We start from the raw sequence: 16647 nt of genomic DNA on the forward strand, positions 1-16647 counted from the left end.
TGCTGCACCTATGACTAACACCAATGAATCCCTGTGCGACTTTGTTCGCCGCTGCTATCCGTTACCCGGTCTCGAGCCCGTGCTCCTGCGGCTGCAGGATGCACATGGGCTGGATGTGCTGATGCTGCTGACGGCCTGCTGGTTGGGGTCTGTGCGCCAGCCGCTGGCGCATACCGATTGGCCGGCACTGCATCAGATCCAGGGTGCCTGGCATCAGCAGGTTATTCAGCCGCTGCGTCAGGCGCGCCGTGGGCTCAAGTCGCTGGCGGAAAAGTCGACATTTTATGCAGAAATCAAGGCGCTCGAGCAGGCGCTGGAGTGGCGCTGCCTGGAGCAATTGCAGGCGGGTTGCCGGATTGAGCCGCAGGATGACCGCAGTGACTGCCATGTTCTCGAGCATCTCATTGCATGCTGCCAGACAGGCAATACGCCATTGAGTGGCGAGTTGAGATCGGGTTTGCAGCAACTGAGTGCATGGATGGAGCGAAACGCCCGTAGCTGAGCCGGGCGTTTGTTCTGAAGCCGCTTAAGCGGTGGGCTTTGGCTTGCGGCGTGGACGCGGTGCTGGCGCAGGGGGATTATTGCGCTTGTCGATGGCTACGCTGGCTTGCTCTTCAATACGTTGCAGGCCCTTGGCAATGCGCAGAGTCTGGCGTACGTCACTCTGTAACTGCCGGGTATAGGCCTCTACCGATTTGCGTACGACCAGCAGCTCAGTCTCGGCCTGACGTAATGCGGTCAGCTTCTCGGCCGCCTTGCTGACGCCCTTTTGTTCACTGGCTTGCTTGACCGCCAGTCTGGACTCGGCTTCGGCACGCTTTTCTTCCAGTTTGGACTGTTGCTTGTTGAGCTTTTCCAGCGCCTTGCGGGCATCTTTCAATGCCTGGTCGCAGGCTTCGCTCAGATGCGCATTGAGCGTCTGAGTCAGGCCCTGCAGCAGATGCAGTGGGGTAACTACCTTGTCCTTGCTTTTCACATGCGGCTCCCAAAAGGGTCAGGGGGTACTGAGCAGGTCGCGATGGGCGTTGTGCAACACTTCTATCAGGCAGTCTTCAAGCTCAAAGCGTTCATGCAGCATCGCGCCAAGGCTATTGAGCCGGGCCTGCATCTGAGCTTCATCAGCCACCGCCTGGGTGTCAGCATAAAGGTCATTGAAGGCGACGGCCTGCTCAGTGATGGTTTCAATTCTCGGATAGAGCTGCTTGGCCAGATCCAGACCGCGTTGATCCTTGAAGTCTTCGGCTTCGCGGACCAGTTGTTCATAAATCTCGAAATGACCAGCGGACATGTAGTCCACCAGCACATCACAAAAGGACGCGAGCGCGGTATCAGGGTGCTGATCAGGAGCGTTACGGTCATGCAGCTGGTCGTATTCGATAATGAGTTGTTTGCGCTCGGCAAGCCAGGCATCAATCAGTTTGTGTACGCCGCCCCACCGTTCCTGGGCTGTTGTGCAACTTTCCAGCATGATCCACCTCTGCTTTCCGTCGGGCGGTTAGGCGTGCCTTGGCCAGGCCCTTTTTCTCGTTAATCGACAGCATAGGCCAGGCAAGGTCAGGGCATCAAGGCTTATAGAAGTTCAAGGTTACCTGGCCCAGTTCAATGCCCCATTTGGACATGGCTGCACGGTTGAGCATGACCTTGTCATCGATCAGGAACATCCAATCATCAAAGTCCACCAGCCAGGTCTTTCCATCCACCGGCAGGCGCAAGGTATAGCGCCAGTGGAAAGCGTTACCGGATACCTGGCCCCAGGCTTCACCTTCGACATCGTCTGCTGTGCCGCGCCAACTGCCGTCGGCTTGCTGGACCAGCGTCCAGACCCGTCGCTCGGTCGTGCCGTCAGAGTAGGTGAAGTGCTCATCAAGAACACCAGTGTCACCTTCCCAGCTGCCGGTCATTCGCACGTGAAAACGACGTACTACCTCGCCGTTACGCTTCTGGAACATACCCCAGGCTTCTAGATCGCCATTGAAGTAGTCCTGCAGGCGCAGCGTCGGGGTTTCGCTGGCGTAGTGCTCGACCTCGGGTGTGGCACAGGCGGTCAGGGTAAGAATCAGTGCCAGCAATAGAATACGCATGAACGGCCTCTTTTTAATCTGTGCTGCGGAGTAGTTGCATCAAGCCGAAAACGCTGAAGCAGATAAAGGCCAGCAGAGTACCTTCGGCAATGCTCAATCCGAGAAAGGTCCATTCAACCTTGGCGCAGTCAGCGGTACCGCTGAACAGCAGGCTGAGCATGTCTTGCAAGGGCAGAACATCAAGCATGTAGTCGAGGCTGGGCAGGCAGGAGGGCAACTGATCGGCCGGCTGATGCTGCAGCCATACCTGACGACCGGCGACCGCGCCACCGAGCATGGCGGTCAATGTGACGGCCAGAGCATACAGGCGAGCGGCCAGTCGACGCGGCTGATCCGCGGATGCCAAGGGGTTATGCAATACGGCAGCCAGGCAAATCAGCCCCAGTACGATCACCAGCACGCGCTGGATAATACACAGCGGGCAGGGCTCAAGCAGCAGTACATGCTCCATATACAGGGCGATGGCGATCAGCGCTGCACAGGTGATCAGAGCAAGCAGGTAAAAAGGGCGTGATGCGGGCAGGGCCATGGTATGTCCATCTGTTCTGGTAGCAAGCGGTTTACATTAGAGCATGCGGGCTCTGGCTGACAAGCAAAGACCGCTGGCGGGTTGTAACAGAGAAGGCATATAGCCCGCCGGTTGCCGGCAGGCTATAGAACAAGCGCCAGTAGGGCTTAGCGCTTTTTGCAACTCAGGCCTGGGCAGTGCCTTCCTGGGCGCGGCGCTGTTCGGCTTGAGCATACAGCGCGTCAAAGTTGACCGGCGCCAGCATCAGGGGAGGGAAGCTGCCGCGCAATACCAGGTTGTCGATGGCTTCGCGGGCGTAGGGGAACAGGATGTTCGGGCAGAAAGCGCCGAGCGTATGGCGCATAGCGGCCTCATCCAGCCCGTTAATGGCGAAGATACCGGCTTGCTGAACCTCGGCAATGAAGCTGACGTCGTCCTGGCCGTTGGTCACGGTGGCAGACAGGCTCAGTACGACTTCGTGAATACCTTCCTGCAATTGGGTGTGGCGGGTGTTCAGGTCCAGATTGACCTGCGGGTTCCACTGGGTCTGGAAAATGTCAGGGGACTTGGGGGATTCAAAGGACAGGTCCTTGACGTAAATGCGCTGCAGGCTGAACTGTACCTGTGGCTGGTCGCCTTGGGCACCATTCGCGCCTGGGTTGGTCTGGTTGTCGTCGGCCATCTTGGGGATCCTTGTATGTTGTGGTCTTGTTAAGGGGTGCCGGCATCGGCTGCGAGCAAGGCGTCCAGCTTGCCTGCACGTTGCAGAGCCATGAGTTGATCGCAGCCGCCAACGTGGGTGCTGCCAATCCAGATTTGCGGAACCGAGGTGGCGCCGCCGGCCAGGCGGGACATTTCCGCCCGAACCTTGGGTTGCCCGTCAACGCTGATGTCCTTGAACTCTACGCCTTTGCTGACCAGCAACTGCTTGGCGCGGATGCAGAAAGGGCAGTAATTGCTGCTGTACATGAGGACGTTTTGCATATCATTTCACCAGAGGCAGGCTATCTGCACGCCAGCTGCTGATGCCACCATTCAGGCGACTGACGTTGTCATGCCCGGCGGCTTTCAATTGCTTGGCGCAGGGCCCGGAATGCTGGCCGTTGGCACAGATCAGCAATAGTGGCTTGCCCTTGTGCTTGTCCAGTTCGGACATCCTTTTGGTCAAGGCATCGAAGGGAATATTGATCGAATCGATGATGTGACCAGCCGAAAAGTCTTTCTTCTGGCGCAGGTCGACCACTATGGCGTTTTCACGATTGATCAGATTGGTGGCCTGCTGGGTGCTCAGTGCCCGACCGGCCTTGCGGCCTTCGGTCACGATCAGCAAGGTCAGTACCACCAGAAAGGCTATGCTCAACAGATAGTGGTTGCCCACAAACTCGGTCAGTTGGCCAAAAAAGTCTAAAATGCGCTGCATGTTGGTGCTTCCGGGTCGATAAAGTGCGCCAGTATACACAGGCCGGCGCAGTGGCAGAACCATTGCTGCAGTTTGCCCGCGGCATGACAGCGGGGGATTGGCACAGTAAACTGGTCCAATTCTCATTCTGCTTCGTCAGGTGGCTGCGCTGCGGTGCCGGTCGAGGCCACTCGAACACCTATTACTTTACGAGTCTATCGCCATGACAGTAGCGCCCAAACCACTGGTTCTGATGATCCTCGACGGCTTTGGTTACAGTGAGTCGCCCGAGTCCAATGCGATCATGGCAGCCAATACGCCGGTTTGGGACGCACTCTGGGCCAAGGCGCCCCGTACGCTGGTGTCCGGCTCGGGCATGGATGTCGGCTTGCCCGACGGTCAGATGGGCAACTCCGAAGTCGGACACATGAATCTGGGCGCCGGCCGGGTGGTTTATCAGGATTTTACCCGCGTGACCAAGGCCATTGCCGATGGCGACTTTTACCACAACCCGGAAATCTGTCAGGCGGTCGATCGCGCGGTAGCGGCAGACAAGGCCGTGCATATCATGGGTCTGGTTTCTCCGGGCGGCGTACACAGCCATGAAGAGCATCTGGTGGCCATGGTTGATCTGGCTGTGCGTCGCGGTGCCTCGACGATTCTCGTCCATGCCTTTCTGGATGGTCGCGATACCCCGCCGAAGAGCGCCGAGGCGTCCCTGCATCTGCTCGACAAGGCCTATGCTCGCCTGGGTGCCGGGCGCACGGCCAGTCTGATCGGCCGCTATTTTGCGATGGACCGTGATAATCGCTGGGATCGGGTCGAAACAGCTTACAATCTGCTGGTTGATGGTACCGCAGACTATATCGCCGGGAATGCCATTGACGGCCTGATGGCTGCCTACGAACGTGGTGAGAGCGATGAGTTCGTCAAGGCAACCCGCGTTGGTGCACTTCAGCCCATGGCCGATGGTGATGCACTGATCTTCATGAACTTCCGTGCTGATCGCGCCCGGGAGCTGACCCGGGCCTTTGTTGAACCCGCCTTTGCCGGTTTTGCCCGTCAACGGGTGCCGCAACTCTCGGGCTTTGTCATGCTGACCCAGTATGCCGCTGATATCCCTGCCCCTTGCGCTTACCCCCCGGCCTCGCTGAACAACGTGCTGGGCGAATACCTGGCTAAACAGGGCAAGACCCAGTTACGTATTGCCGAAACGGAAAAATACGCCCACGTCACCTTCTTCTTTTCCGGCGGCCGAGAGCAGCCCTTTGACGGAGAAGAGCGCATTCTGATCCCCTCACCCCAGGTCGCCACCTACGATCTGCAGCCGCAGATGAGTGCGCCCGAGGTGACCGACCGTATCGTCGAGGCCATCGAGCAGCAACGCTATGACGTGATCATCGTCAACTATGCCAACGGCGATATGGTGGGTCATACCGGGGTTTTCTCGGCCGCGGTGCAGGCTGTGGAGTGCCTGGATGAATGCATCCGCCGGGTCAATGAGGCGCTCGCCAAAGTCGGCGGCGAGGCACTGATTACCGCTGATCATGGTAACGTCGAGCAGATGGCTGACGCGCACACCGGGCAGGCCCATACGGCCCACACCTGTGAGCCTGTGCCCTTTGTCTATGTTGGCCCGCGGCGCGTCAGTTTGCGGGAGGGCGGGATACTCTCCGATGTGGCGCCGACCATGCTGACCCTGCTCGGGTTACCGCAGCCGGCAGACATGTCGGGTCGCTCCATCGCGACGCTGCTGGATTGACCTGACCCATGCCCAAGGGACAGCGGCAGTACATTATCCGGTCACGGTTCGGCACGCTGTTCATGGCGGGTCTGGTGTTGTTCGCTGGCGTTGGTGATGCCCTTGCCGAGCCTAACGATTCCCGTGAGGCCCGTGCCGAATTGCGTCAGACCCAGGCCGAAATCGACCGCCTGAAAGAGATGCTTGAGGACTTTCAGCAGGAGATGGGCAGTCTTGAAGCTGATCTGAAGAAGAGTGAAAGCGAGATTGGCCGTCTGCGCCGCGAGAGCGACGAGCTGGAGCAGCGCATTCGCGAGGGTGAGAGCAGTCTGCGTGATTTGCGTGATCAAGCGCAGACCCTGCAGGCGGCACTGGACAGTCAGCAGGAGCAGATTGCTCGGCAACTGCGCGCTGCCCACATGGGTGGCCAGCAGGACTATCTCAAGTTGCTGCTGAATCAGGATGACCCGGCTCGCCTGGCGCGCATGATGCGCTATTACGAGTACGTCAGTCTGGCCCGGGTGGCTGAGATCAACAGCTATAACAGCACCCTTGAACAGGTCCGGCAGGCCAGTCAGCGCATCATTGAAGAGCAGGCCGCTTTGCAGAGCCAGCGCGAGCGACTGGCGACCACCCGTGAAAGCCTGCAAGGGCAACAGGCTGAACGCACGCGATTGCTCGCCGGATTGCAGGGCCGCAGTCGCACCCAGGCACAGCGCCTGGAATCCGCCGAGGCTGAACGCGCCGGCCTGGAACGTCTGATTCGCTCGATTGACGAAGCCATTGTCAGTATCCCCACGCCTGCCGCCAACAGCCCCTTTGCCGAGGCGCGTGGCAAGTTGCCGCTGCCGGTGCGCGGCCGCATTGCCGCGCGTTTTGGCAGCCAGCGCGGTGAGGATGCCCGCCTGAAATGGGATGGACTGCTGATTGCGGCGGACCAAGGCACGCAGGTGCATGCCATTCACGGCGGGCGTGTGGTCTTTGCCGATTGGTTGCGCGGCTCCGGTCTACTGCTGATTCTTGATCACGGCAGCGGCTATCTGAGCCTCTACGGGCATAATCAGACCCTGCTAAAGGAAGTGGGCACCTGGGTGCAGCCCGGTGAGGCCATCTCCACCGTCGGCAACAGCGGTGGCCTGTCCACGCCGTCACTGTATTTCGGTATCCGCCATCAGGGGCGTGCCCTGGACCCGGTTGCCTGGTGTATGCTGTCCGGGTGAGACTATCTGGTACACAACCCTGTTCTGCCCATCCTCGGGAGAGTTAGATGACCGCTGTGCGTACCTTGTTTGCTGTCTGCCTGAGCCTGATGCTCGGTATAGCCCATGCCCAGACCCCCGAGTCTGAGCCGCAGGCACCGCTGCCGCTGAATGAGCTGCGTACCTTTGCCGAGGTGCTGGAGCGAATTCGCAACGCCTATGTCGAGCCGGTGGAAGACTCGGTGCTGCTGGAGAATGCCATTCGCGGCATGCTCGAAGGTCTGGACCCACATTCCGCTTACCTCGAACCGGAAGCCTTCCAGGGGCTGCAGGACAGCACCAGTGGCCAGTTTGGCGGACTGGGCATCGAAATTGGCCAGGAGGACGGCTTCATCAAGGTGATCTCGCCAATTGACGACACTCCGGCCGCTCGTGCAGGCATCGAGGCCGGCGACCTGATCATCAAGATTGACGATCAGCCGGTCAAAGGCATGAGCATCATGGATGCTGTGGAAAAAATGCGCGGTGAGATCGGTACCTCAGTAATTCTTACCCTGGTACGCGGCACGGGCAGTCCCTTTGAGCTGGAACTGCGCCGCGCGGTCATTCGCGTTGCCAGCGTGCGTTCGGAAATCCTCGAGCCCGGCTTTGCCTACCTGCGGGTTACCCAGTTCCAGAACAACAGCGGTGATGAAGTGCGTCGTGCGTTGGCCAGCCTGTCCACCGGTGACGCGCTCAAGGGGATAGTGCTGGACTTGCGCAATAACCCGGGCGGCGTGTTGCAGGCTGCCGTCGAAGTGGCTGACAGCTTTCTGGATGGTGGCTTGATTGTCTACACCCAGGGCCGCATGGCCAACTCCGAGATGCGTTTCAATGCCAGTAGTAACAACCCCAGTGGTGATATTCCAGTGGTGGTGTTGATCAACGGCGGCTCGGCCTCGGCCTCGGAGATTGTTGCTGGCGCCCTGCAGGACCAGCGCCGAGCGGTGATCATGGGCACCGACAGCTTTGGCAAGGGCTCGGTGCAAACCGTGTTGCCGCTGAACAATGACCGTGCATTGAAATTGACCACGGCGCTGTATTACACCCCGAACGGTCGCTCGATTCAGGCCCAGGGTATTGTCCCGGATATCCGTGTTGAGCGCGCCCGTCTGACCCGTGAGGATGAGGTGGCCGGTGTGCGTGAGGCTGATCTGCAGGGCCATCTTAACAATAGCAGCGGCAATGAGACCCCCACCCAGCGTGCTGTTGAGCGGGTCGAGCGGCCACAGGATAGCGACTACCAGCTCAACCAGGCGCTCAACCTGCTCAAGGGCTTGAATATCACTCGCAACCAGCAATGAAAGCGGTTGTCATCGGGCTGCTGGCGCTGATGCTGGCAGCTTGCGGCGAGCCTGACTCGGCGCCTTCAGTTGTTGATCCTGAGAGCGAGACCGATCGCAGCACCATTCTTCCTTTACACCTGCCAGCCAGCCCCGAAGCCGACCAGCGTCGCAGTACCTGGCTGCAGCAGGAGCATGCCGGCTGGCAAACGGCTGAACCCGAGCAGCCCGCTGCGCTAGCCGACCCGCGAGCGCAACTGGCGATTGTCATAGACGACATCGGTCATCAGTATGTGGCCGGCCGGCGCCTGCTCGACCTGCCGGTGCCGGTCACCCTGGCGATTCTGCCCTATACCCGTTATGCCACGCAGTTGGCCGCCGAGGCCCAGGCTGCTGGACGCCCGGCCATGTTGCACCTGCCGATGGAAAATGCCGCGGGTCTGTCGATCGGCCCGGGCGGTTTATATGCCCATATGGATGCCGAGACCTTCAAGGCGACGCTGGAGCAGACGCTGGACAGTCTGCAGCCGATTGCCGGGGTGAATAATCACATGGGCAGCCTGCTGACCAGCCAGCGGCCGCAGATGGATTGGCTGATGCAGAGCCTGAGGGCGCGCGAGCTGTTCTTTATCGATAGCCGTACCAGCGCCGAGACCCAGGCTGCCTTTGCCGCCGAAGCGGCAGGTGTGCCGCATCTGTCGCGGCATGTGTTTCTGGATAACCAGCGTGATCCGCAGGCCATAGACATGGCCTTCAAGCGCGGCCTCAAGCTGGCGCGGGAGCAGGGATTTGCCCTGCTGATCGGGCACCCGCACAGCGTAACCCTGGCTTACCTGGAGCAGATGTTGCCAGAGCTGGAAAGTCGGGAGGGGGTCAGGGTGGTGTCGGTCCAGAGTCTGCTGGACCAGCAGTAAGCAGTACAGCGGGCAGGGTAAAACTACAGCCGCATCTCGATGCCGCGCTCGGCCATATACTGCTTGGCCTCGGCAATGCTGTATTCGCCAAAGTGGAAGATGCTGGCCGCCAGCACCGCATCAGCGCCGCCCTGCAGCACACCATCGGCCAGATGCTGCAGATTGCCGACCCCGCCCGAGGCGATCACCGGAATATGCAGGGTGTCGCTGATGGCGCGGGTCACGCCCAGGTCGTAGCCACTCTTGACGCCATCCTGATCCATGCTGGTCAGGAGGATTTCGCCGGCACCCAGATCTTCCATCTTCTTCGCCCAGACGACCGCGTCCAGCCCGGTCGGTTTGCGACCACCGTGGGTGAAGATTTCCCAGCGCCCGGGTTCGCCCGGCAAAGAGACCCGCTTGGCATCAATCGCCACAACAATGCACTGGGAGCCAAAGCGGTCAGCCGCTTCGCCAACAAACTCCGGGTTGAAGACGGCGGCGGTATTGATCGACACCTTGTCTGCACCGGCATTCAGCAGGTTGCGAATATCCTGGATGGTTCGTACGCCACCGCCCACGGTCAGAGGAATAAAGACCTCACTGGCCATGCGCTCCACGGTATGCAGGGTGGTATCACGCTCCTGGTGACTGGCGGTGATATCCAGAAAGGTAATCTCATCGGCACCCTGCTCGTTGTAGCGCCGGGCGACCTCAACCGGGTCACCGGCATCACGGATGTTTTCAAACTGCACGCCCTTGACCACGCGGCCGTTATCGACGTCTAGGCAGGGGATGATGCGTTTAGCGAGGGACATCGGCTTTCTCCGAAAGCAGCTGCAAGCGATCAGCTTCAAGCTGCAAGTAAATGCTTGAGGCTTAAAGCTTGCTGCTTGCCGCTGCGCGATCACAGAGTGATTGCGCCTCTGCCACATCCAGCGTGCCTTCATAGATGGCGCGGCCGGTGATGGCGCCGATGATGCCGGGCGCGCGGGCGTTGAGCAGGGTCTGGATGTCGCCGAGGTTATGAATGCCGCCTGAGGCGATGACCGGGATCGAGGTGGCATTGGCCAGTGCAGCGGTGGCCTCGACGTTACAACCCTGCATCATGCCGTCCTTGGCGATGTCGGTATAGACAATCGCAGACACGCCGTCGGCTTCAAAACGCTTGGCCAGATCAATGACCTGGATAGTGCTGACTTCAGCCCAGCCGTCGGTGGCGACAAAGCCGTCCTTGGCGTCCAGGCCAACAATCACTTTGCCGGGGAAGGCGCGGCAGGCTTCGCCGACGAACTCCGGCTGTTTGACCGCCTTGGTGCCGATGATCACGTAACTGACCCCGGCACGCACATATTCCTCGATGGTTTCCAGCGAACGGATACCGCCGCCGATCTGGATTGGCAGATGCGGATAGCGACGGGCAATGGCAGTAACTGCATCGCCGTTGACCGGCTTGCCCTCGAAGGCGCCGTTCAGATCAACCAGGTGCAGCCGTCGACAGCCAGCCTCAACCCATTTGGCAGCCATGGCTACCGGATCATCGGAAAACACCGTGGCATCGTCCATCAGGCCCTGTCGCAAGCGGACACAGGCGCCGTCTTTGAGGTCGATAGCGGGGATAATCAGCATAACTTTTTCCTTTGGAAAAAGAGCTTCAAGTTCCAAGCCGCAAGCTTCAAGCGGAATGGCTTGCAACTTGCAACTTGCAGCTTGCCGCTCTGAGTTCTTTACCAGCGCCCATCCCAGGCCAGAAAGTTCTGCAGCAGTTGCAGGCCATTGGTGTGGCTTTTTTCCGGGTGAAACTGGGTGGCGAAAATATTGTCCTGAATGACCGCGGCGGCAAAGTCCTTGCCGTAGTGGCAGCGTCCGGCTACATGGCTTTTATGGCCAGGCTGAGCGTGGAAGCTGTGCACAAAATAGAAGCGCTCATCCTGTTTGATGCGATGCCACATTGGGTGGTCGACGGTCTGGGTGACCTGGTTCCAGCCCATGTGCGGCACCTTCAGGCGCAGGGCGTCCGGACCCTCGCCTTCAAATAGCTCGTTGCCGAAAAAATCGACTTGCCCGGGAAACAATCCCAGGCCGTTGACACCGCCGTTCTCGGCGCTGCGCTCGAACAGCATCTGCATGCCCACGCAAATGCCCAGCAGCGGTTTCTCGGCGACTACCTCGCGCACCACCTGATCCAGGCCCAGTTGACGCAATTCGCTGATGCAATCGCGAATGGCGCCGACACCGGGTAATACCACTCGGTCGGCGGCCATGATCAGACTGGCATCACTGGTGACATCGACCCGCAGGGCGCCGGCATGCTCAAGCGCCTTGGCGACCGAGTGCAGGTTGCCCATGCCATAGTCAATAACGGCTACATGGCTGTTTGGCATGGATTACAGGCAGCCCTTGGTCGACGGCATCATGCCACTCATACGAGGGTCTTCCTCGGCGGCCATGCGCAGGGCGCGGCCAAAGGCCTTGAACACCGTCTCGATCTGGTGGTGGGTGTTGGCCCCTTTCAGATTGTCGATGTGCAGGGTGGTTTGCGAGTGATTGACGAAACCCTGGAAGAACTCGGCAAACAGATCGACGTCAAAGCCCCCCACGCTGGCGCGGGTGTACTCCAGGTTCATGTGCAGACCCGGCCGGCCGGAGAAGTCGATGACCACGCGTGACAGCGCCTCATCCAGCGGGACGTAGGCGTGGCCGTAGCGGCGGATACCCTTCTTGTCACCAATGGCTTTGGCAAAGGCCATGCCCAGGGTGATGCCGACATCCTCCACGGTGTGATGGTCGTCAATGTGCAGATCGCCGCGCGACTTGATGCTCATGTCAATCAGCCCGTGGCGGGCAATCTGATCAAGCATGTGTTCAAGGAAAGGGACACCTATGTCAAAGTCTGATTGGCCGGTGCCATCCAGATTGATCTCGACTTTGACCTGGGTTTCCAGGGTGTTGCGCTCGACGCTGGCCTTGCGCTCAGCCATGGCTGTTCTCCGCTGAATAATCTATCAAGGGCGAGCATTATACGTGCAGCACAGGCTCCGGGGCTACAACCGGCTGATGGCTTGTGTATATCAGTGTGATATGCGGCAGAATAACCTGGAACATTGATGGATAAGGCCGATGACAGATATCGATAGCGTGGTGGCAGGTGCCGGGTTGGTCGGCCTGGCCATCGCCGCCCAATTGGCAGCGAGGGGTCAGTCGGTGCTGGTGCTGGAGCAGGAAAGCTGGCCCGGCCAGCATGCTTCCAGCCGCAACAGTGAAGTGATTCACGCTGGTATCTATTATCCCGCGGGCTCGCTCAAGGCCGAGCTGTGCCGCAGCGGGCGCGACCAGCTGTATGCCTGGTGCGCAGCCAAGGGTGTGGCACATCGGCAAATCGGCAAGTTGGTCGTCGCGGTAAATGAAGAAGAAGTGCCCGCCCTGAGGCAGTTGCAGCAGCGCGCTGCGGCCAATGGTGTCGACCTGGAATGGCTGGACGCCGCGGCTGTGGCGGACAGGGAGCCGCAGCTGCGCGCAGTGGCCGGACTGTTTTCGCCGTTGACCGGTATTGTCGACAGTCACGGACTCATGCAGTCCTACGAGGCCGCCCTGCAGCAGCAGGGCGGCCAAGTGCTGTGTCAGACTCGACTCGAGCGGGTTGAAACCCGGGACCATCATCTGCGGCTGCATGGCACCAGTGCGGGGTCGCCTTTCAGCTTGAGTTGCCGTTATCTGATCAATGCCGCCGGTATGTTTGCCCAGCAACTGGCCCAGTGCATTGAAGGTTTGCCCGCGGCCAGTATTCCCCCTCTGCACCTGTGCCAGGGCCGGTATTTCAGTTATGCAGGACAGTCGCCCTTTCAGCATCTGGTCTACCCTATGCCCGAGCCGGGTAACGCCGGGCTGGGCGTTCATGCCACGCTGGATATGGCCGGTCAGTTGCGTTTTGGTCCGGATGTGGCTTATTGCGACCGCATCGATTACCGCGTCAACGAGGATCTGAGCGAGCGTTTTGCCGAGGCTATCAGCCGCTACTGGCCGGCCTGTGATACGGCGCGACTGCAGCCGGCCTACAGCGGTATCCGCGCCAAGCTCAGTGGCCCCGGGGAACCGCCAGAGGATTTCGTCATCCAAGATCACTGCACCCACGGTGTGCATGGCCTGATCAACCTCTACGGTATTGAGTCGCCTGGCCTGACTGCCAGCCTGGCTCTGGCCAGCAGGGTGGCGAGCCGGCTGCAGAGGCTTTACCCTGAGACAACAGCTAGCCATGCTGCCAACCATGACAAGGAGTATCCATGAAGGCCTTTGCCAAACTGATCGGTCTGGTCGTTTTCGGCGTCGTTCTGCTCGGGGTGGGGGTGTTGTTCTTCCTTACCAGACTCTTTGACCCTAACGACTACAAGGATGATATCCAACAGGCTGCACGTGACAAGGCCAATATCGAGCTGACCCTGGCTGGCGACATCGGCTGGTCACTCTTCCCCTGGCTCGGTATTGAACTCAAGGACGTCAGCATCGCGCCGCTGGATACGCCGGATCAGCCTTTGGCTGAAGTCGGCAGTCTGGGCCTGGGTGTCGAGGTCCTGCCGTTGCTGCGTCGGCAATTGCGCATGAGTGATGTGATTCTCGACAGCGTCAGCCTCAATCTGGTTCGTGATGCCGAGGGCGCGGGTAATTGGGAGAATCTGGGTGCCAGGGATGAGACTGTCGCCAGCGCAGAGGATGCCGAGCCAGCGCCTGATCAGCCTGATAGCAGCGCCGAACTGGACTTTGCGATTGATAGCTTCAGCCTGACCAACGCCCGTATCAGTTATGAGGATCAAGCCAGTGGCCAGCGCTATCTGGTCGAGGATGCCAATCTCAGGACCGGCGCTCTGATTGAGGGCCAGGCAGTGGATGTGGCGTTTCTGGGTCTGCTCAGCAGTGAACAGCCGGTCATGCGCGTGCGCATCGACCTGTCGGCTGTGGCGCAATTCGATCTGGATCTCAAGCGCTATCAGTTGAACGCCATCAATCTGAATGTTGATGCCAGCGGAGAGCCCCTTGCCGGCCGCGCGCTGTCCATGCAGTTGCAGGGCGACAGCCTGCTTGATCTGAGCGCCCAGGTTGCCGAGCTTAGCGAGTTGCGCCTGTCGATTGCAGACCTCCGTGCCACCGGGCAGATCCGCGCCAGTCAATTGGATCAGGACATGGTGCTCAGCGGGCGTCTTGATGTGGCCGAATTCAACGCGCGCGAACTCCTCGCCTCGTTGGGGCAGGCCATGCCTGAAACCGCCAACCCGCGGGCGCTGGAAAAGCTTGCTTTGTCGGGTGATATCAGTGGCTCGGCGAGCAGCCTGATGCTGGAAAAATTGCGACTGGTGCTGGACGGTGCAGAGCTCGGCGGTAGTCTCGGGCTGGCTGACTTCGAGCGTCAGGCGTTGCGCTTTGAACTCACGGGTAATCAGTTGAGTCTGGATGACTACTTGCCGCCACCTTCGGAACAAGCCTCTGCTGCCAGCTCGGTACCCAGCGGCGGCAGTACGTCGGATTCCCCGCCGCCAGAGTGGAGTGACGAGCCGGTATTGCCACTGGAGCTGATGTCCGTTCTGGATGTCGACGGCAGCCTGGAGCTGCAGGAAGTCATTTTGACCGGGCAGACTATCAGCAACTTCAAGACAGCGTTGAATGCCCGTAACGGGCGGATTCGTTTGACCCGATTCGAGGGCGGCATGTTCGGCGGACGCTTTAACGCCACTGCCGATATCGATACCCGTAGAACGCCGATCAGTGTCAGTGCCAACAAGCAATTGACCGGCGTCGATGCGCTGGCCGTCCAGCAGGCCTATGACATGGCGGAACAAATGCGCGGACGGCTGGACTTCAATCTGGATGTGCGGGCCGGCGGCAACAGCATGCGCAGTTGGATGAGCAGCCTGAATGGTTCGGCCAACTTCAACGTGGCAGATGGCGCCTTGCTGGGTACCAATCTGGAGCAAAAGGTCTGCCAGGCGATTGCGCTGGCCAACCGCAAAACCCTGGCCGAGCCACGTGGTGCGGAGAACACACCCTTCCAGAGCCTCAGCGGTAGCTTCCGGATTACCGATGGCAAGATTGCCAATAACGATCTGGTAGCGGCTCTGCCAGGTATCGCGCTGAAGGGGCGGGGTGAGGTAAATCTGCCGATCCAGCGCATGGACTACCGTCTGGGTCTGGTGCTGCAGGGTGACAAGACCGAGATGCCTGATCCGGCCTGCGAGGTCAATCCGCGCTATGCCAACATCGAGTGGCCGGTACGTTGCCAGGGCTTTCTGCATAACGCCGCCAGCAGTTGTGGCGTGGATACCGAGGGCGTCGGTCAGATAGCCGCTCAACTGCTCGGCAACGAAGCCCAGCGCAAGGTTGAAGAGGCGATTCAGGATCGGCTGGGTGATCAGGCCCCGGAGGTACGGGATGCCATTCGCGGACTCTTCAACCGGTGAGTGAGGGTGGGCTTTCTGCGGCCGTATTGAGCTGGTATGACCGGCATGGCCGCAAGGACCTGCCCTGGCAGCAGGACATCACGCCCTATCGGGTATGGGTGTCGGAGATCATGCTGCAGCAGACCCAGGTTGCTTCGGTCATCCCCTATTTCGAGCAGTTCATGCGCCGCCTGCCCGATGTCGGTGCGTTGGCTGCGGCCGACGCAGACGAGGTGATGCACCTGTGGACCGGCCTTGGCTACTATTCGCGCGCCCGCAATCTGCACAAGACCGCCCAGCGCATCGTGGCCGAACATGACGGCGAATTCCCACGCGATCTGGCGCAATTGATCGATCTGCCCGGCATCGGCCGCTCGACGGCAGGCGCCATTGCCAGCCTGAGCATGGGGCTGCGCGCGCCCATCCTGGATGGCAACGTCAAGCGCGTGTTGGCCCGCTATCACGCCGTGCCGGGCTGGCCTGGCAACAAGCCGGTGCAGGAACGGCTATGGGCTTTGGCCGAGAGTCATACTCCGCAGCACAGGGTCAATCATTACACCCAGGCGATGATGGATCTTGGCGCCACCCTGTGCACCCGCAGCAAGCCGCGCTGTACAGACTGCCCATTACAGGCGGGCTGTCAGGCTCGACTGCTGGGTGAGCAAGGGGCCTTTCCTCAGTCCAAGCCGCGCAAGAGCTTGCCGGTACGCCAGTGCCTGATGCCGTTGCTGGTCAATGCCGAGCAGGCGGTATGGCTTGAGCGACGACCCGACAGCGGCCTGTGGGGCGGGCTCTGGTGCCCGCCGCAGTTGGAGGATGAACAGCAACTGGCCGACTGGCTGATACGTCAGGGCTGGCAGGTTGAGCACAGTCAGGCGTTGCCGTCACTGCGCCACACCTTCAGTCATTTCCATCTGGATATTCGCCCACAGCTGCTGCGCATTGCCGCGACCTGCGGCGTGGCCGAGCGGGGGCAGGTCTGGTATAACCTGCGGCAACCTTCCCGTCTGGGACTGGCAGCACCGGTCAAAAAGCTGCTGGCCCAGCTGGAATCTGTCCTCTGAAAGCCACGTTCAGGA

19 protein-coding genes are annotated in these 16647 nt (G+C 60.1%); 8 read left to right on the forward strand and 11 right to left on the reverse strand.

Going from position 1 to position 16647, the window contains the following annotated elements; all coding sequences use genetic code 11:
- Nucleotides 1–10: 10 nt before the first annotated feature.
- Nucleotides 11–502, forward strand: a complete 492-nt coding sequence (locus AC27HQ_RS07005) for a TIGR02444 family protein (protein WP_487155428.1) — start codon at nt 11–13, stop codon at nt 500–502.
- Between the two features lie 24 nt (nt 503–526).
- On the opposite strand, the gene AC27HQ_RS07010 is transcribed toward AC27HQ_RS07005, so the two are convergent.
- From AC27HQ_RS07010 to AC27HQ_RS07040, 7 genes are all read right to left on the reverse strand, one after another.
- The gene (locus AC27HQ_RS07010; RefSeq protein WP_487155429.1) at nt 527–976 is read right to left on the reverse strand and encodes a hypothetical protein; all 450 of its coding nucleotides are present in this window, start codon (nt 974–976) and stop codon (nt 527–529) included.
- Nucleotides 977–994: 18 nt separating this feature from the next.
- Nucleotides 995–1468 (reverse strand): sigma D regulator, encoded by a 474-nt coding sequence (gene rsd / locus AC27HQ_RS07015; RefSeq protein WP_487155430.1) that lies wholly within the window; start codon nt 1466–1468, stop codon nt 995–997.
- Nucleotides 1469–1562: 94 nt separating this feature from the next.
- On the reverse strand, nt 1563–2081 hold the full coding sequence (locus AC27HQ_RS07020; RefSeq protein ID WP_487155431.1) for a DUF3833 domain-containing protein: 519 nt from the start codon (nt 2079–2081) through the stop codon (nt 1563–1565).
- 13 nt (nt 2082–2094) lie between these two features.
- Nucleotides 2095–2610: a disulfide bond formation protein B gene (locus tag AC27HQ_RS07025; RefSeq protein ID WP_487155432.1), complete on the reverse strand. Its 516-nt coding sequence runs from the start codon at nt 2608–2610 to the stop codon at nt 2095–2097.
- Nucleotides 2611–2773: 163 nt separating this feature from the next.
- A complete protein-coding gene (gene secB, locus AC27HQ_RS07030) occupies nt 2774–3271 on the reverse strand; it encodes a protein-export chaperone SecB (protein ID WP_487155433.1) in 498 nt (165 codons plus the stop codon).
- A 29-nt stretch (nt 3272–3300) separates the two neighbouring features.
- Nucleotides 3301–3573, reverse strand: a complete 273-nt coding sequence (grxC, locus tag AC27HQ_RS07035; RefSeq protein WP_487155434.1) for a glutaredoxin 3 — start codon at nt 3571–3573, stop codon at nt 3301–3303.
- A gap of 1 nt (nt 3574) precedes the next feature.
- Complete coding sequence (locus AC27HQ_RS07040; protein ID WP_487155435.1) at nt 3575–4009, reverse strand: rhodanese-like domain-containing protein; 435 nt, start codon at nt 4007–4009, stop codon at nt 3575–3577.
- Between the two features lie 202 nt (nt 4010–4211).
- Here AC27HQ_RS07040 and gpmI point away from each other — a divergent pair, with 202 nt between their 5' ends.
- The 4 genes from gpmI to AC27HQ_RS07060 are packed head-to-tail and all read left to right on the forward strand — an operon-like array spanning nt 4212 to nt 9164.
- The gene (gpmI, locus tag AC27HQ_RS07045) at nt 4212–5750 is read left to right on the forward strand and encodes a 2,3-bisphosphoglycerate-independent phosphoglycerate mutase (protein WP_487155436.1); all 1539 of its coding nucleotides are present in this window, start codon (nt 4212–4214) and stop codon (nt 5748–5750) included.
- Nucleotides 5751–5758: 8 nt separating this feature from the next.
- A complete protein-coding gene (locus tag AC27HQ_RS07050; protein ID WP_487155437.1) occupies nt 5759–6949 on the forward strand; it encodes a murein hydrolase activator EnvC family protein in 1191 nt (396 codons plus the stop codon).
- 47 nt (nt 6950–6996) lie between these two features.
- Nucleotides 6997–8271 (forward strand): S41 family peptidase, encoded by a 1275-nt coding sequence (locus AC27HQ_RS07055; RefSeq protein ID WP_487155438.1) that lies wholly within the window; start codon nt 6997–6999, stop codon nt 8269–8271.
- Complete coding sequence (locus AC27HQ_RS07060) at nt 8268–9164, forward strand: divergent polysaccharide deacetylase family protein (RefSeq protein WP_487155439.1); 897 nt, start codon at nt 8268–8270, stop codon at nt 9162–9164. Before AC27HQ_RS07055 ends, AC27HQ_RS07060 begins: the two co-directional genes overlap by 4 nt.
- A 23-nt stretch (nt 9165–9187) precedes the next feature.
- Here AC27HQ_RS07060 and hisF read toward each other — a convergent pair whose 3' ends face one another.
- The 4 genes from hisF to hisB all read right to left on the reverse strand — a co-directional run bounded on the left by hisF (nt 9188) and on the right by hisB (nt 12124).
- Nucleotides 9188–9961, reverse strand: coding sequence for an imidazole glycerol phosphate synthase subunit HisF (hisF, locus tag AC27HQ_RS07065; RefSeq protein WP_487155440.1), 774 nt, complete (start codon nt 9959–9961; stop codon nt 9188–9190).
- A gap of 61 nt (nt 9962–10022) precedes the next feature.
- On the reverse strand, nt 10023–10772 hold the full coding sequence (gene hisA / locus AC27HQ_RS07070) for a 1-(5-phosphoribosyl)-5-[(5-phosphoribosylamino)methylideneamino]imidazole-4-carboxamide isomerase (RefSeq protein ID WP_487155441.1): 750 nt from the start codon (nt 10770–10772) through the stop codon (nt 10023–10025).
- A gap of 98 nt (nt 10773–10870) precedes the next feature.
- Nucleotides 10871–11527, reverse strand: a complete 657-nt coding sequence (gene hisH / locus AC27HQ_RS07075; protein WP_487155442.1) for an imidazole glycerol phosphate synthase subunit HisH — start codon at nt 11525–11527, stop codon at nt 10871–10873.
- A 3-nt stretch (nt 11528–11530) separates the two neighbouring features.
- Nucleotides 11531–12124, reverse strand: coding sequence for an imidazoleglycerol-phosphate dehydratase HisB (gene hisB, locus AC27HQ_RS07080; protein WP_487155443.1), 594 nt, complete (start codon nt 12122–12124; stop codon nt 11531–11533).
- A gap of 139 nt (nt 12125–12263) precedes the next feature.
- Between hisB and AC27HQ_RS07085 the strand changes: the two genes are divergently transcribed.
- Genes AC27HQ_RS07085 through mutY form a run of 3 tightly spaced genes read left to right on the forward strand, consistent with a single transcriptional unit; the run spans nt 12264 to nt 16632 of the window.
- A complete protein-coding gene (locus AC27HQ_RS07085; protein WP_487155444.1) occupies nt 12264–13427 on the forward strand; it encodes an NAD(P)/FAD-dependent oxidoreductase in 1164 nt (387 codons plus the stop codon).
- Entirely contained in the window at nt 13424–15589 is a 2166-nt protein-coding gene (locus tag AC27HQ_RS07090) for an AsmA family protein (RefSeq protein WP_487155445.1), read from the forward strand. The genes AC27HQ_RS07085 and AC27HQ_RS07090 overlap by 4 nt, the downstream gene beginning before the upstream one ends.
- A complete protein-coding gene (mutY, locus tag AC27HQ_RS07095) occupies nt 15586–16632 on the forward strand; it encodes an A/G-specific adenine glycosylase (protein WP_487155446.1) in 1047 nt (348 codons plus the stop codon). The genes AC27HQ_RS07090 and mutY overlap by 4 nt, the downstream gene beginning before the upstream one ends.
- Nucleotides 16633–16647 lie beyond the last annotated feature (15 nt).

This window comes from Halopseudomonas sp. 4NH20-0008 (assembly GCF_057548395.1).